We start from the raw sequence: 14,838 nt of genomic DNA, 5'->3' as shown, positions 1-14,838 counted from the left end.
CGGTAGCTAAACAAAACGTAAGCGACGTTAAAAATGGGTGTTCTGTTGTCGACGGGTTTGGATAGAATCACCGTCTGGAGCGGCAGGGAAACAGCAGGAATCGGATAATGAAAGTGAAGGGAAAACGCAGGACAATCTGGTGGTTGTTAGCGATCGTTGTGCTGGGTCTGGCCGTCTGGGGATGGCGGATCCTGAATGCGCCGCTGCCGAACTACCAGACGCTGGTGGTGCGCAAAGGTGACCTCCAGCAGAGCGTGCTGGCCACCGGTAAGCTGGATGCCCTGCGGAAAGTTGACGTCGGCGCCCAGGTCAGCGGACAGCTGAAAACGCTGCACGTCAATATCGGCGATAAGGTCAAAAAGGACCAGTTGCTGGGGGTTATCGATCCGGAGCAGGCGCAAAACCAAATTAAAGAGGTTGAAGCGACGCTGATGGAACTGCGTGCCCAGCTCAATCAGGCGCGCGCGGAGAGCAAACTGGCGCAGGTGACTCTGGCCCGTCAGCAGCAGCTGGCGCAGCGCCAGCTGGTCTCGCGACAGGACCTTGATACCGCGGCCACCGATCTGGCGGTGAAACAAGCGCAGATCGGCACTATTGAAGCGCAAATTAAACGTAACCAGGCGACGCTCGACACCGCGAAGACCAACCTTGACTACACGCGGATCCTGGCGCCGATGGCTGGCGAAGTGACGCAAATTACCACTCTGCAGGGACAGACGGTGATCGCCGCCCAGCAGGCGCCGAACATTCTGACGCTGGCGGATCTCAGCACCATGCTGGTCAAAGCGCAGGTCTCTGAAGCGGATGTCATCCACCTCAGACCGGGGCAAAAGGCGTGGTTTACCGTGCTGGGGGATCCGCTGACTCGCTATGAAGGCACGCTGAAAGACATTTTGCCGACGCCGGAAAAAGTCAATGACGCCATCTTCTACTATGCCCGCTTCGAGGTGCCGAATCCGCAGGGCATCCTGCGTCTCGACATGACCGCGCAGGTGCATATCCAGCTGGCCGAGGTGAAAAACGTGATTACCATCCCGCTGAGCGCCCTGGGTGACGCGGTGGGTGATAACCGCTATCACGTCCGGTTGTTGCGCACCGGCGAGGTAAAAGAGCGTGAGGTTGCCATTGGCGCCCGCAACGATACCGACGTCGCGGTGGTGCAGGGGCTGGATGAGGGAGATGAAGTAATCGTCGGCGAGAGCGCGAGTGGGGCGGCAAAATGACGGCGCTGCTTGAGCTGCGTGATATTCGTCGCAGCTACCCTTCCGGCGACGGCAGCGTTGAGGTACTGAAGGGGATCACCCTCAGCATCAATGCGGGGGAGATGGTGGCGATCGTGGGTGCCTCCGGCTCGGGCAAATCGACGCTGATGAATATTCTCGGCTGTCTCGACAAACCGACCAGCGGCACCTACCGGGTGGCGGGAACCGATATCGCGCAACTGAATGGCGATGCGCTGGCTCGGCTGCGGCGGGAACACTTTGGTTTTATCTTTCAACGCTACCACTTGCTGTCACATCTTACCGCCGCGCAGAACGTTGAAGTGCCTGCGGTGTATGCCGGCAGCGAGCGACGGGCACGCCTGGCGCGCGCCCATGATCTGCTGGTGCGTCTGGGGCTTGGCGATCGGGCTGACTATCAGCCGTCGCAACTGTCCGGCGGCCAGCAGCAGCGGGTGAGTATCGCCCGTGCGCTGATGAACGGCGGGGAAGTGATTCTGGCGGATGAACCGACCGGCGCGCTGGACAGCCATTCCGGCGAAGAGGTGATGGCGATCCTGCATCAGCTCAAAGCTCAGGGCCATACGGTCATCATTGTCACCCACGATCCGCAGGTCGCGGCCCAGGCGGAACGGATCATTGAGATCCGCGATGGCGAGATCGTCCGCAATCCGCCCGGCAGCCGCCAGGGCGGTGGGCTGCGCGCCCGTCAGCAGGCGGAACCCTCGGCGTGGCGTCAGTTTACCAGTGGCTTTCGCGAAGCGCTGGTTATGGCGTGGCGGGCGATGGCGGCGAATAAAATGCGTACCCTGCTGACTATGCTCGGCATTATTATCGGCATTGCGTCGGTGGTATCGATCGTGGTGGTCGGTGATGCCGCCAAACAGATGGTGCTGGCGGATATTCGCGCCATCGGCACCAATACCATCGATGTCTATCCCGGAAAGGATTTTGGCGATGACGACCCGCGTTATCAGCAGGCGCTGAAGTATGACGATTTGCTGGCGATCCAGAAACAGCCATGGGTGCGTTCCGCCACGCCGGCGGTATCGAAAAGCCTGCGCCTGCGCGCCAACAATATTGACGTTGCCGCCAGCGCGGAGGGGGTCGGGCCGCAGTACTTTAATGTTTACGGCATGACCTTCAGCGAAGGCAATACCTTTAATGAACTGCAGCTCAACAGTCGGGCGCAGGTGGTAGTGCTCGACAGCAATACCCGTCGCCAGCTGTTTCCCAATAAAGCGAAAGTGGTGGGCGAGGTGATTCTGGTGGGCAATATGCCGGCCACGGTGATCGGCGTCGCGGATGAAAAACAGTCAATGTTTGGCAGCAGTAAAATTCTCCGCGTCTGGTTGCCTTACACCACCATGGCGGGAAGAGTGATGGGCCAGTCGTGGCTGAACTCCATTACGGTACGCGTTCATGAAGGTTATGACAGTGAAACCGCGGAGAAACAGCTGCTGCGTCTACTGGAGCTGCGGCATGGTAAAAAAGATGTATTCACCTGGAATATGGACAGCATCTTGAAAACCGCAGAAAGGACCACACATACCTTACAGCTGTTCCTGACATTGGTGGCGGTGATTGCCCTGGTGGTTGGCGGTATTGGTGTAATGAATATTATGCTGGTGTCGGTGACCGAACGGACGCGCGAAATCGGCATCCGCATGGCGGTTGGCGCGCGGGCCAGCGATGTACTGCAGCAGTTTCTCATCGAAGCGGTGCTGGTTTGCCTGGTCGGTGGCGCGCTGGGGGTCACGTTATCGCTGATGATCGCATTTATTCTGCAGCTGTTTCTGCCCGGCTGGGAGATCGGTTTTTCCCCGCTGGCTCTGCTAACGGCTTTTCTCTGTTCGACGTTGACCGGGGTGCTGTTTGGTTGGCTGCCAGCGCGCAACGCGGCACGGCTCGATCCGGTGGATGCGCTGGCACGCGAATAGAAATAAAAATGCCAGTCAGAAGGACTGGCATTTTATTAGCAGGATGTACACAATGAAGCAAAAGAGTTATGCAGCCGTTTCCGCTTCCACAGGGACGATCACGCTGGCGTGGTTGCCTTTTGGCCCCTGGTGAACATCAAACCGAACGGCTTGTCCGGCTTTTAGCGTTCTGTAACCATCCATCTGGATGGTGGAGTAATGGGCGAAAATGTCTTCGCCGCCGCCCTCAGGGCAGATAAAACCGAACCCTTTGGCATTGTTGAACCACTTAACAGTACCCATTTCCATACTTCGACATCCTTCGTAAATCTTTATAAGTAAGATGGAATGAACCGGTGGTGGAGTGACGAGTTGTTCAATTGCTCGCCAACTCTCGCCACTACAATTTAGAGAAATACGAAAACGCGTCAAGCGATTGAGGAGGGGGAACGGCGAAAAATGCGTCAAAATTTGAAGCAGTTAACGCTATTGCCGGGGAATGTGACAGCCGTCGCGGATAGAAGCGATAGATGATAGTTATCTATGATCTGTTGTAGATTTGTGATGAGCATAACCTCTGGTCATCGACAGGCCTCCGCCTGTTGGCAACAGCAACCGATGATGAACACTGACGATGAGTAAGAGAGATTGGCTGGACTTCGAGCACCTGGTTGACGACGAAGTTCGTGATGCGATTAAACCGCCATCTATGTATAAAGTGATATTAGTCAATGATGACTACACTCCAATGGAGTTTGTTATTGACGTGTTACAAAAATTCTTTTCTTATGATGTTGAACGTGCAACGCAACTGATGCTCACGGTTCACTATGAAGGTAAGGCGATTTGTGGCGTGTTTACCGCGGAAGTGGCGGAGACCAAAGTCGCTATGGTGAATCAGTACGCGAGGGAGAACGAGCATCCATTGCTGTGTACGCTGGAAAAAGCCTGAATACAGGCATGAAAATTGGGGGAGGTGCCTATGCTCAATCAAGAACTGGAACTCAGTTTAAATATGGCTTTCGCCAGAGCGCGCGAGCACCGTCATGAGTTTATGACCGTCGAGCACTTGCTGCTGGCTCTGCTAAGCAACCCCTCGGCCCGTGAGGCCCTGGAAGCGTGTTCAGTGGACCTGGTGGCATTGCGTCAGGAACTTGAAGCCTTCATCGAACAAACCACACCCGTCCTGCCAGCCACGGAAGAAGAGCGCGACACCCAGCCGACGCTGAGCTTCCAGCGTGTGCTGCAGCGCGCCGTCTTCCACGTGCAATCTTCTGGCCGCAGCGAAGTGACCGGCGCCAACGTACTGGTGGCCATTTTCAGCGAGCAGGAGTCGCAGGCCGCTTACCTGCTGCGTAAACATGAAGTCAGCCGACTCGATGTGGTGAACTTCATTTCTCATGGTACACGCAAAGACGAGCCGAGCCAGTCTTCCGATAACAGCGGAAGCCAGCCTGGCAATGAAGAGCAAGCCGGCGGGGAGGAACGTATGGAAAACTTCACCACCAACCTCAATCAGCTTGCTCGCGTCGGCGGCATTGATCCCCTGATCGGCCGTGAAAAAGAGCTGGAGCGTGCGATTCAGGTCCTGTGCCGTCGCCGTAAAAATAACCCATTGCTGGTGGGTGAATCCGGCGTCGGTAAAACTGCGATCGCCGAAGGCCTTGCCTGGCGCATTGTGCAGGGCGATGTGCCGGAAGTGATGGCCGACTGCACCATCTACTCGCTCGACATTGGCTCTTTGCTGGCAGGGACCAAATATCGTGGCGATTTTGAAAAACGTTTCAAAGCGTTGCTCAAACAGCTGGAGCAGGATACCAACAGCATCCTGTTTATTGATGAAATCCACACCATTATCGGTGCGGGGGCGGCTTCTGGCGGCCAGGTCGATGCGGCTAACCTGATTAAACCGCTGCTTTCCAGCGGCAAGATCCGGGTGATCGGCTCCACCACCTACCAGGAGTTCAGCAACATCTTTGAGAAAGATCGTGCGCTGGCCCGTCGTTTCCAGAAGATCGATATCACCGAACCGTCGGTGGAAGAGACGGTGCAGATTATCAACGGCCTGAAGCCGAAGTACGAAGCGCACCATGACGTGCGTTATACCGCTAAGGCGGTGCGTGCGGCGGTTGAGCTGGCGGTAAAATACATTAACGATCGTCATCTGCCGGATAAGGCAATTGACGTCATTGACGAAGCGGGCGCGCGGGCGCGCTTAATGCCGGTCAGCAAGCGTAAGAAAACGGTCAATGTGGCGGATATCGAGTCAGTGGTGGCGCGCATTGCGCGGATCCCTGAGAAGAGTGTCTCCCAGAGCGATCGCGATACGCTGAAAAACCTTGGCGACCGTCTGAAAATGCTGGTCTTCGGTCAGGATAAAGCCATTGAGGCGCTGACCGAAGCCATCAAAATGGCGCGCGCCGGGCTGGGCCATGAGCACAAGCCGGTTGGGTCATTCCTGTTCGCCGGGCCTACCGGGGTCGGGAAAACCGAAGTGACCGTGCAACTGGCGAAGGCGCTGGGTATTGAGCTGCTGCGTTTTGACATGTCCGAATATATGGAACGTCATACCGTCAGCCGTTTAATCGGGGCGCCTCCGGGCTACGTTGGCTTCGATCAGGGCGGGCTGCTGACCGATGCGGTGATTAAACATCCGCACGCGGTGCTGCTGCTTGATGAGATCGAAAAAGCGCATCCGGATGTGTTTAACCTGCTGCTGCAGGTGATGGATAACGGTACGCTGACCGATAACAACGGGCGTAAAGCGGACTTCCGCAACGTGGTGCTGGTGATGACCACTAACGCAGGGGTGCGGGAAACTGAGCGTAAATCGATTGGCCTTATTCAGCAGGACAACAGTCCGGATGCAATGGATGAGATCAAGAAGATCTTTACGCCGGAGTTCCGTAACCGCCTCGACAACATTATCTGGTTCGATCATCTCTCTACCACGGTGATCCATCAGGTTGTCGACAAGTTTATCGTCGAGCTGCAGGTCCAGCTGGACCAGAAAGGCGTCTCCCTGGAAGTGAGTCAGGAAGCGCGCGACTGGCTGGCGGAGAAAGGTTACGACCGGGCGATGGGCGCACGTCCAATGGGACGCGTCATTCAGGACAACCTGAAAAAGCCGCTGGCGAACGAGCTGCTGTTCGGCTCGCTGGTCGATGGTGGCCAGGTGACAGTGTCTCTGGACAGCGCGAAGAATGCGCTGACCTACGATTTCCAGAGCGCGCAGAAGCACAAACCGGAAGCCGCCCACTAAAGCGATGTCTTCAACGTAAAAACCGGCCCTGGGCCGGTTTTTTTTTGCCGGCGGCAGATATGAAAAGACCGGGAATTATCCCGGCCTTCAGCATCTGACGCCTTAAGGGCGAAAACAATCAGCGACTACGGAAGACAATGCGGCCTTTGCTCAGGTCGTACGGGGTCAGCTCAACAGTCACTTTGTCGCCCGTCAGAATGCGGATGTAGTTTTTACGCATTTTACCGGAAATATGCGCAGTTACCACGTGACCGTTTTCCAGTTCTACGCGGAACATAGTGTTAGGCAACGTTTCAAGTACGGTGCCCTGCATTTCAATATTGTCTTCTTTGGCCATCTAGTCCTCTGGGGTATCACTACCGTAGTTTTGAACCGGCAAGATAATGCCGAAGTTCATCATGTAAGTAAAGTTTTACGTATCTACCCTGAATCATTCGCCTTGCCGCAAGGTGCGCAGTCAGCACACCGGCAACGGATATATGACGGGTATGAATCGCCGAAGTAGTTTTGGCGCATTGCCCGGAACACACACGGCTATGCCGCGTGACAGGCGCAAACGTAAAGGGGAGTGACAGAACGATGGGCGTTATCTGACTCTTATTATTCCCAAACGGCGGCGGGGCAACAGGCAGAAGCTACTCTACCGCGCAATTATACCATCCTGACGCAAAATGTGCTGAAAACATTTTTATTGCGCGCCCGGAAATAGCACCCGCGGCACCCAAAATAGCTCGGGCAGGCGGTAGCCGCGTAATACTGACAGGTAGTCAAGATAATCGCGGCGGGGAATATCCACCGCGCCTAATGAGGCGGTATGGTTGTTCAGTACCTGGCAGTCGATTAATTTACCACCACTCTGCGTAAAAGCCTGACAGAATACCAGCAGCGCGGTTTTGGAGGCATTTTCTGCCCGGCTGAACATCGATTCGCCGCAAAACAGCGCCCCCTGCGCCACGCCGTACATTCCACCTACCAGCGTATTCTCTTGCCAGACTTCAATGGAATGGGCATGGCCCAGCTCATGGAGTTGGTGATAGGCGCGAACGATACTGCTGGTTATCCAGGTGCCTTCGTCACGATCGCTGGCGCAGCCTTCAATGACCTCACCAAAGGCATGATTCAGCGTGACGCGATAAGGCGAACGCTGATGAAAACGCTTCATGCTGCGGCTGAGATGAAACTGTTCCGGCCAGAGCACCGCCCGGGGATCGGGCGACCACCAGAGGATCGGGTCGCCAGGAGAAAACCATGGAAAAATACCGCGCTGATAGGCCATCAGCAGACGTGCCGGGCTCAGATCGCCGCCGAGCGCCAGCAGGCCGTTAGGTTCACGCAGGGCGCCTTCCGGGGAAGGGAAGGCGATAGAATGCCGGGAGAGCTGAACCAGACGCATTTTAACCTCAATACGCATCAGCAAAAATTAGATAATAGCCTACAGACGCTGTTTAAACTGGAAGTACCGGCCCTGTTTAGCGAGCAGATCCGCGTGACTACCTTGCTCAATTATCTGGCCGTTGTCCATGACTATTATCTGATTAAAACGCGCCAGGCCCCGCAGGCGGTGAGTCACCATCAGCACGGTTTTCTCGCGCATCACTTCCGCCAGAAGATGCAGGATCTGGCTTTCGGTGGCCGCATCCAGGCCTTCTGTCGGCTCATCGAGCAGCATCAGCGGCGCATCGTGGAGCAGTGCGCGGGCAATCGCCAGCCGGCGCAGTTCGCCGCCGGATAGCTGGCGCCCGCCTTCCCCCAGCCAGCTGTTCAGTCCGCCATCTTCCAGCAGTTTTTCCAGCCCCACTTTCTCGAGGGTCGCGCAGAGCGCGGTATCGTCAGCGTCTGGCGCCGCCAGCAGCAGGTTGTCGCGCAGCGTAGCGCTGAACAGGTGCACGCGCTGCGGCACCACGCTCATCGCCTGACGCAGGGTGGCTTCGCTGAGCTGGGACAGCGGCTGGTCGTTGAGCAAAATCTCTCCCTGCGTTGGATCCCAGGCCCGGGTGAGGAGTTGCAACAGCGTCGACTTTCCGCAGCCGGTCCGGCCAAGAATGGCGATGTGCTCTCCGGCGGCAATCTGCAGGGAGATATTCTCCAGGGCGGGGGAGGGTTGGTGCGGGTAGCGGAAGGTAACCTGGGTGAAGGTTAAGGCCACCTGCGCAGGCACGCTGGCTTCACCCTCGACGAAAGTGACCTCCGGCTGCTGGTCGGTGATCTGCGAGATCCGCCGTGCGGAGGCGATCACCTGACCTAAATGCTGGAAAGCGCCAGTGACTGGCGCCAGGGCTTCGAAGGCCGCCAGGGCGCAGAAAACAAACAGCGCGATCAGCGCCCCTGGCTGGCTGTTACCCCCGATGCCGGCGGACGCCAGCCAGAGCATGGCCACCACGGCGATGCCGCCGATTAATAGCATTACTGCCTGCGAAAGCGCGGTCAGCTCGGCCTGACGGCGCTGTGCGTCCTGCCAGCTGAGCTCGGTCTTTTCCATTTGCGCGCGGTAGCGGTCGCTGGCGTTAAACACCATCAGCTCTGCCTGGCCCTGCAGCCAGGCAGTGAGCTGTTGGCGATACTGGCCGCGCAACTGCGTCATACTTTCGCCGGCTGGTTTACCTGCGCGATAGAACAGCGGCGGCATAACCAGCAGGGTGACCAGCATGATGCCGCCGAGCGTCAGCGCAAGGGTAACGTCGAGCAGGCTTAATCCGCAGGTGACCACTACAATCACCACCAGCGCGCCGACCAGCGGTGAAATCACCCGCAGGTAGAGATGATCCAGGGTATCGACATCGGCCACCACCCGGTTGAGCAGTTCACCCTGGCGAAAGCGCGCCAGCCCCGCGGGAGAGAGGGGGAGTAGTTTGCTGAAGGTGAAGACGCGCAGGTGCTGCAGCACGCGGAAGGTCGCGTCATGACTGACCAGACGCTCGAAGTAGCGCCCGGCGGTACGGATAATCGCCGCGCCGCGGACGCCCGCGGCAGGCAGCATATAGTTAAAACTGTAGATCCCGGCGACACCCACCACCGCTGAGGCGGAGAGGAACCAGCCGGAGAGCGTCAGCAGGCCGATGCTGGCCAGCAGAGTCACGATGGCCAGCACGACGCCGAGCAGCAGCATCCATTTATGGCGTTTATAGAGCGCCAGATAGGGTAAAAGTGCGCGCATTTAAATCTCCTCCTGACGATGGGCCAGCAGCGCCGAGAAGACCCCACCGGCACGGGCCAGCGTGGCGTAGTCGCCTTGTTCGATAATCTGTCCGTCCTTCATGACCCAGACGGCATCCCAGTCAGCCAGTCCCTCGAGCTGGTGGGTGACCAGCAGCGTGGTTTGCTCGGTGGAGGCATGGGTCAGGGCCTGCATCACCCGCTGTTCGCTATGGGCGTCGAGGCTGGCGGCGGGTTCATCCAGCAACAGCAGGCGGCAGGGCACCAACAGCGCGCGAGCAACCGCGATACGCTGCGCCTGTCCTACCGACAGGCGACCCGCCTGATCGCCCACGGCGGTATGGATCCCGTCCGGCAACAGGGCGATAAACTCACTGACCCAGGCTTTATCCAGCGCCAGCCGAAGCTGGGCATCGCTGGCTTCCGGCCACGCCAGCAGCACATTCTCCCGCAGCGTGGCGGCAGGTAGTTGAGGATTCTGTCCCACCCAACTTAACAGGCGGCGCCAGCGATCGGCGTCCAGTTCGCGCAGCTCCGCGCCGTTGACCTTCAGCGAGCCCTCGTAGGGCAAGAAGCCAAGCAGTGTGTTCAGCAGTGAACTTTTCCCGGAGCCGCTCTGACCGACCAGCACAACGCGTGCGCCAGCAGGCAGTGAAAAGTTAAGCGGCCCGGCCAGGACTTTACCTTCCGGAGAGGTGATCACCAGATCGCGCGCTTCCACGCCAATCAGATCGTTATCGTTTAAGGTTTTCTCGCCGCGCTCCACCTGAGTCAATGGGGTTTCCATAAACGTTTTCAGGCTGTCTGCGGCGCCCACGGCCTGAGCTTTGGCATGGTAGAAAGTGCCCAGGTCACGTAACGGCTGGAAAAATTCCGGCGCGAGGATCAGCGTCAGGAAGCCTGCCATCAGCGTGACGCCCGCGCCGTAGTGGCCGAAGTTCAGCTCGCCAAGGTAAGAGAAGCCAAAATAGACCGCCACCAGCGCAATGGAGAGGGAGGTGAAAAACTCCAGCACCCCGGAGGAGAGGAAGGCCAGACGCAGGACTTCCATGGTGCGTTGGCGAAAATCCTGCGAGGCGTCGCGAATATTATCGATTTCTGCCTGACCGCGGTGAAAAATACGCAGGGTTTCCATGCCGCGCAGGCGATCGAGGAAATGGCCGCTCAGGCGGGCCAGCGCCTGGAAGTTACGCCGGTTGGCATCGGCGGCACCCATCCCGACCAGCGCCATGAAAAGCGGGATCAGCGGGGCGGTGCCGAGGAGGAGCAATGCGGCGGCCCAGTTAATCGGGAAAATAGTGATAACGATCAGCAGCGGCACGCAGGCCGCCAGCGTCATCTGGGGCAGGTAGCGCGCATAATAATCGTGCATATCATCGATCTGCTCAAGGATAAGCGTTGCCCAACTGCCGGCCGGTTTGCCCTGGATCCAGGCGGGGCCCGCCTGCTGGAGGCGGTCGAGAACCTGACGGCGAATTTCATAGCGGATATGCTGCCCGGCCTGAAAACCAACCCGCTCACGCAGCCAGACCACCCAGGCGCGCAGCACAAAGACCAGTACCAGCAGCGTCAGCGGCAGCAGCAGGGCGGTTGCCGGAATATTTTCCATCACCATTCGGTGCAGGATCCGCGCCAGGAACCAGGCCTGCGCGACGATCAGCAGACCGCTTGCCACGCCAAGCAGGCGGGAAATCATCAACCAGCGACGGGAGATAATACTTTGCTGTTTTAACCAGCGGGTTAACTCTTGTTGACGGGTTTTATTCATTGCGCGCTTTGCAGGTATCGTTATGGGAATATTGGGCACGGCAATGTTACATCGCGGCAAAAATAAAGGCGACTTTTCGTCGCCTTCTTTACCTTTGTTACTGACTTGTAAAGATTATTTGCAAGCGTCGGCCAAACCGTCCAGGTAACGCTCGGCGTCCAGCGCCGCCATGCAGCCGGTGCCAGCGGAGGTGATCGCCTGACGATAGATATGGTCCATGACATCGCCAGCGGCAAATACGCCCGGGATACTGGTTTGCGTGGCGTTGCCGTGGATCCCGGACTGCACTTTGATATAGCCGTTTTCCAGTTCCAGCTGACCTTCAAAGATGGCGGTGTTCGGGCTGTGGCCAATGGCAACGAACAAGCCTGCCACTTCCAGAGACTCGACGTTGTCGCTGTTTTTGGTATCGCGCAGGCGCAGGCCGCTGACGCCCATCTGGTCGCCGGTCACCTCTTCGAGGGTGCGGTCGGTATGCAGCACGATGTTGCCGCTCGCCACTTTATCCATCAGACGTTTGATGAGGATTTTTTCCGCGCGGAAGGCGTCGCGACGGTGGATCAGATGCACCTCAGAGGCAATATTGGACAGATACAGAGCCTCTTCAACCGCGGTGTTACCGCCGCCGATCACCGCCACTTTCTGATTGCGATAGAAGAATCCGTCACAGGTGGCGCAAGCTGAAACGCCACGGCCTTTAAACGCCTCTTCCGATGGCAGACCGAGGTAGCGCGCCGATGCGCCGGTGGCAATGATCAGCGCATCACAGGTGTACTCACCGCTATCGCCTGTCAGACGGAACGGACGGTTTTGCAGATCGACGCGGCTAATGTGGTCGAAAATAATTTCCGTTTCAAATTTCGCGGCATGTTCGTGCATGCGCTCCATCAGCAGCGGGCCGGTGAGATCGTTAGGATCGCCCGGCCAGTTTTCCACTTCCGTCGTGGTGGTCAGCTGACCGCCTTTTTCCATCCCGGTGATCAGCACCGGCTGCAGGTTGGCGCGTGCGGCATAGACCGCCGCGGTGTATCCCGCAGGTCCAGAACCAAGGATAAGCAGTTTACTGTGTTTGGCTGTGCCCATGAGATCCCCATAATAATTGGCATACATTGGGCAGAGATTGTAGGGAATTTGTTGTCGTAAAAAAAGAGCGCAGCGATTTTGTTAACGATGTGTGCAATAGAAGCGACCGATGAATTGGTGATTTTACCGGCAAAGAATATAACTATTTCTACTGTCAGCGGGACAATTATAAGACGAAAAAATGAGAATCAACCAGGGGGGATGATGAATATCTGGCATCTTGTACTAAAAATCGATGTTTTGCTTTGACAATCCCCTGTGCTTTTGCGAAAACATTCATGGAAGAAGAAAAGCAGTATTTAGCGTGCGGCGAATTTTCATGCACGCAAATGCCATTTTTATCCGGGTTAACGAAATCTACGCATGGTGTGGACAGACGCCATGCGTGATGTCGGTGACTGCCGTCAGGCAACGGGCTTCTCACGTACCCCTGGGTTACCCATTGTCGTACGGGTAATAACAGGATGGGCTCTGGCAGTGAAGGCACAGAGCCGGAACAGGAGTAGGGAAGGAATACAGAGAGACAATAATAATGGTAGATAGCAAGAAGCGCCCTGGCAAAGATCTCGACCGCATTGATCGTAACATCCTGAATGAATTGCAAAAAGATGGGCGAATTTCTAACGTCGAGCTTTCTAAACGGGTGGGACTTTCTCCGACGCCTTGCCTTGAGCGCGTGCGTCGTCTTGAAAGACAGGGTTTTATTCAGGGCTATACGGCGCTGCTCAACCCGCATTATCTGGATGCATCACTTCTGGTATTTGTTGAGATTACTCTGAATCGTGGCGCACCGGATGTGTTTGAGCAATTTAACGCCGCAGTGCAAAAACTTGAAGAAATTCAAGAGTGTCATCTGGTTTCCGGTGATTTCGACTACCTGTTGAAAACCCGCGTACCGGATATGTCAGCGTATCGTAAATTACTGGGCGAGACCTTGCTGCGCCTGCCGGGCGTAAACGACACCCGTACCTACGTGGTGATGGAAGAAGTCAAGCAAAGTAATCGTCTGGTTATTAAGACGCGCTAACACGGAACAGGTGCAAAATCGACGTAGTTTGATTACACTCCTGTTAATCCATACAGCAACAGTGCCGGGGAGACCCGGCGCTGTTGTCCGTTTTAGCAGCAGGCAGGAAACAGCCTGATACCTGGAGAGCCTTTCTTGAGCCAGGAATACACCGAAGACAAAGAAGTCAAACTAACCAAACTCAGCAGCGGGCGCCGACTCCTTGAGGCGATGCTCATCCTTTGCTCCCTCTTCGCCATCTGGCTGATGGCGGCACTACTGAGCTTTAACCCCTCGGATCCAAGCTGGTCGCAGACGGCGTGGCATGAGCCTATTCATAATTTAGGCGGCGCCCCCGGTGCGTGGCTTGCCGATACCCTCTTTTTCATTTTTGGCGTCATGGCCTACACCATCCCGGTCATCATTATTGGCGGATGCTGGTTTGCCTGGCGGCATCAGGAAAACGACGAATACATTGATTATTTCGCCGTTTCCCTGCGCCTCATTGGCGCGTTAGCCCTGATCCTGACCTCCTGTGGTCTGGCAGCCATTAACGCCGATGATATCTGGTACTTTGCCTCGGGCGGAGTGATCGGCAGCCTGCTGAGCACCACGCTGCAACCGCTGCTGCACAGCAGCGGCGGCACCATCGCCCTGTTATGCATCTGGGCGGCCGGCCTGACGCTGTTCACCGGTTGGTCGTGGGTCAGCATTGCGGAAAAATTGGGCGGCGGGATCCTGTCGGTACTCACCTTTGCCAGCAACCGTACCCGTCGCGATGATACCTGGGTCGATGAAGGCGAATACGAAGATGACGATGAAGAGTACGACGACGAAGAGGCGGCAACCCCTCAGGAGTCGCGTCGTGCCCGTATTTTACGCAGCGCGCTGGCGCGACGTAAGCGTCTGGCCGAGAAGTTTACCAACCCCATGGGGCGTAAAACCGACGCGGCGCTTTTCTCCGGCAAACGGATGGATGACGGTGAAGAGGCGGTGCAATACAGCGCCAGCGGTGCGCCTGTCGCCGCCGACGATGTCCTGTTTTCCGGCGCCAGCGCGGCACGTCCCACAGAGGATGATGTGCTGTTCTCCGGCGCCAGCGCCGCGCGCCCTGGAGATTTCGACCCTTACGATCCGTTGCTGAATGGTCATAGTATCGCTGAGCCCGTGGGTGCAGCGGCGGCGGCCACTGCCGCGCCACAGGCGTGGGCTGAATCCGCGGCTGGCCATCAGGGCGCTGCGCCTGCTTATCAGCCGGAAGCGGGTTACCCGCCGCAGGCGTACCAGCCAGAGCCGGCGCCGTATCAGCAGCCGGTTTACGATCCGCACGCTGCTCAGCCTGCGCCGCAGGCGTATCAGCCAGAGCCGGCGCCGTATCAGCAGCCGGTTTACGATCCGCACGCTGCTCAGCCTGCGCCGCAGGCGTA

General features: G+C 57.2%; 12 protein-coding genes. 6 read left to right on the top strand and 6 right to left on the bottom strand.

From position 1 onward, the window contains the following. Positions 1 to 107 precede the first annotated feature (107 nt). A complete protein-coding gene (gene macA, locus NKJ21_RS18605) occupies positions 108 to 1,223 on the top strand; it encodes a macrolide transporter subunit MacA (protein WP_008805838.1) in 1,116 nt (371 codons plus the stop codon). Then, positions 1,220 to 3,160, top strand: coding sequence for a macrolide ABC transporter ATP-binding protein/permease MacB (gene macB, locus NKJ21_RS18600; protein WP_044612790.1), 1,941 nt, complete (start codon positions 1,220 to 1,222; stop codon positions 3,158 to 3,160). Before macA ends, macB begins: the two co-directional genes overlap by 4 nt. Before the next feature lie 66 nt (positions 3,161 to 3,226). Here macB and cspD read toward each other — a convergent pair whose 3' ends face one another. After that, entirely contained in the window at positions 3,227 to 3,448 is a 222-nt protein-coding gene (gene cspD, locus NKJ21_RS18595; RefSeq protein WP_002896516.1) for a cold shock-like protein CspD, read from the bottom strand. A gap of 325 nt (positions 3,449 to 3,773) precedes the next feature. Between cspD and clpS the strand changes: the two genes are divergently transcribed. Both clpS and clpA read left to right on the top strand, forming a co-directional pair. Further along, positions 3,774 to 4,091, top strand: a complete 318-nt coding sequence (gene clpS / locus NKJ21_RS18590; protein WP_002896520.1) for an ATP-dependent Clp protease adapter ClpS — start codon at positions 3,774 to 3,776, stop codon at positions 4,089 to 4,091. Between the two features lie 30 nt (positions 4,092 to 4,121). After that, on the top strand, positions 4,122 to 6,401 hold the full coding sequence (gene clpA, locus NKJ21_RS18585; protein WP_012542332.1) for an ATP-dependent Clp protease ATP-binding subunit ClpA: 2,280 nt from the start codon (positions 4,122 to 4,124) through the stop codon (positions 6,399 to 6,401). A 118-nt stretch (positions 6,402 to 6,519) separates the two neighbouring features. Here clpA and infA read toward each other — a convergent pair whose 3' ends face one another. From infA to trxB, 5 genes are all read right to left on the bottom strand, one after another. Further along, positions 6,520 to 6,738: a translation initiation factor IF-1 gene (gene infA / locus NKJ21_RS18580; RefSeq protein ID WP_001040187.1), complete on the bottom strand. Its 219-nt coding sequence runs from the start codon at positions 6,736 to 6,738 to the stop codon at positions 6,520 to 6,522. 351 nt (positions 6,739 to 7,089) lie between these two features. Beyond that, complete coding sequence (gene aat, locus NKJ21_RS18575; protein WP_008805841.1) at positions 7,090 to 7,794, bottom strand: leucyl/phenylalanyl-tRNA--protein transferase; 705 nt, start codon at positions 7,792 to 7,794, stop codon at positions 7,090 to 7,092. A 39-nt stretch (positions 7,795 to 7,833) separates the two neighbouring features. Next, a complete protein-coding gene (cydC, locus tag NKJ21_RS18570; protein ID WP_023322275.1) occupies positions 7,834 to 9,555 on the bottom strand; it encodes a cysteine/glutathione ABC transporter ATP-binding protein/permease CydC in 1,722 nt (573 codons plus the stop codon). After that, entirely contained in the window at positions 9,556 to 11,322 is a 1,767-nt protein-coding gene (gene cydD / locus NKJ21_RS18565) for a cysteine/glutathione ABC transporter permease/ATP-binding protein CydD (RefSeq protein ID WP_110216343.1), read from the bottom strand. 114 nt (positions 11,323 to 11,436) lie between these two features. Further along, complete coding sequence (gene trxB / locus NKJ21_RS18560) at positions 11,437 to 12,405, bottom strand: thioredoxin-disulfide reductase (RefSeq protein WP_012542328.1); 969 nt, start codon at positions 12,403 to 12,405, stop codon at positions 11,437 to 11,439. A 532-nt stretch (positions 12,406 to 12,937) separates the two neighbouring features. On the opposite strand from trxB, the gene lrp reads away from it, so the two are divergent. Beyond that, positions 12,938 to 13,432: a leucine-responsive transcriptional regulator Lrp gene (gene lrp / locus NKJ21_RS18555; protein WP_000228469.1), complete on the top strand. Its 495-nt coding sequence runs from the start codon at positions 12,938 to 12,940 to the stop codon at positions 13,430 to 13,432. 135 nt (positions 13,433 to 13,567) lie between these two features. After that, positions 13,568 to 14,838 (top strand): DNA translocase FtsK 4TM domain-containing protein (locus NKJ21_RS18550; protein WP_254733125.1); only part of this gene is annotated, 1,271 nt, incomplete at its 3' end.

It is taken from the genome of Klebsiella sp. SWET4, assembly GCF_024296565.1.
Lineage (GTDB): Bacteria > Pseudomonadota > Gammaproteobacteria > Enterobacterales > Enterobacteriaceae > Klebsiella > Klebsiella variicola.
This window is presented reverse-complemented; position numbering and strand designations above follow the sequence as displayed.

What these genes read in the sequence shown, in the direction of transcription:
- macA (WP_008805838.1), top strand. Translation starts at nt 108, where the DNA reads ATGAAAGTGAAGGGAAAACGCAGGACAATCTGGTGGTTGTTAGCGATC.
- macB (WP_044612790.1), top strand. Translation starts at nt 1,220, where the DNA reads ATGACGGCGCTGCTTGAGCTGCGTGATATTCGTCGCAGCTACCCTTCC.
- cspD (WP_002896516.1), bottom strand. Translation starts at nt 3,448, where the DNA reads ATGGAAATGGGTACTGTTAAGTGGTTCAACAATGCCAAAGGGTTCGGT.
- clpS (WP_002896520.1), top strand. Translation starts at nt 3,774, where the DNA reads ATGAGTAAGAGAGATTGGCTGGACTTCGAGCACCTGGTTGACGACGAA.
- clpA (WP_012542332.1), top strand. Translation starts at nt 4,122, where the DNA reads ATGCTCAATCAAGAACTGGAACTCAGTTTAAATATGGCTTTCGCCAGA.
- infA (WP_001040187.1), bottom strand. Translation starts at nt 6,738, where the DNA reads ATGGCCAAAGAAGACAATATTGAAATGCAGGGCACCGTACTTGAAACG.
- aat (WP_008805841.1), bottom strand. Translation starts at nt 7,794, where the DNA reads ATGCGTCTGGTTCAGCTCTCCCGGCATTCTATCGCCTTCCCTTCCCCG.
- cydC (WP_023322275.1), bottom strand. Translation starts at nt 9,555, where the DNA reads ATGCGCGCACTTTTACCCTATCTGGCGCTCTATAAACGCCATAAATGG.
- cydD (WP_110216343.1), bottom strand. Translation starts at nt 11,322, where the DNA reads ATGAATAAAACCCGTCAACAAGAGTTAACCCGCTGGTTAAAACAGCAA.
- trxB (WP_012542328.1), bottom strand. Translation starts at nt 12,405, where the DNA reads ATGGGCACAGCCAAACACAGTAAACTGCTTATCCTTGGTTCTGGACCT.
- lrp (WP_000228469.1), top strand. Translation starts at nt 12,938, where the DNA reads ATGGTAGATAGCAAGAAGCGCCCTGGCAAAGATCTCGACCGCATTGAT.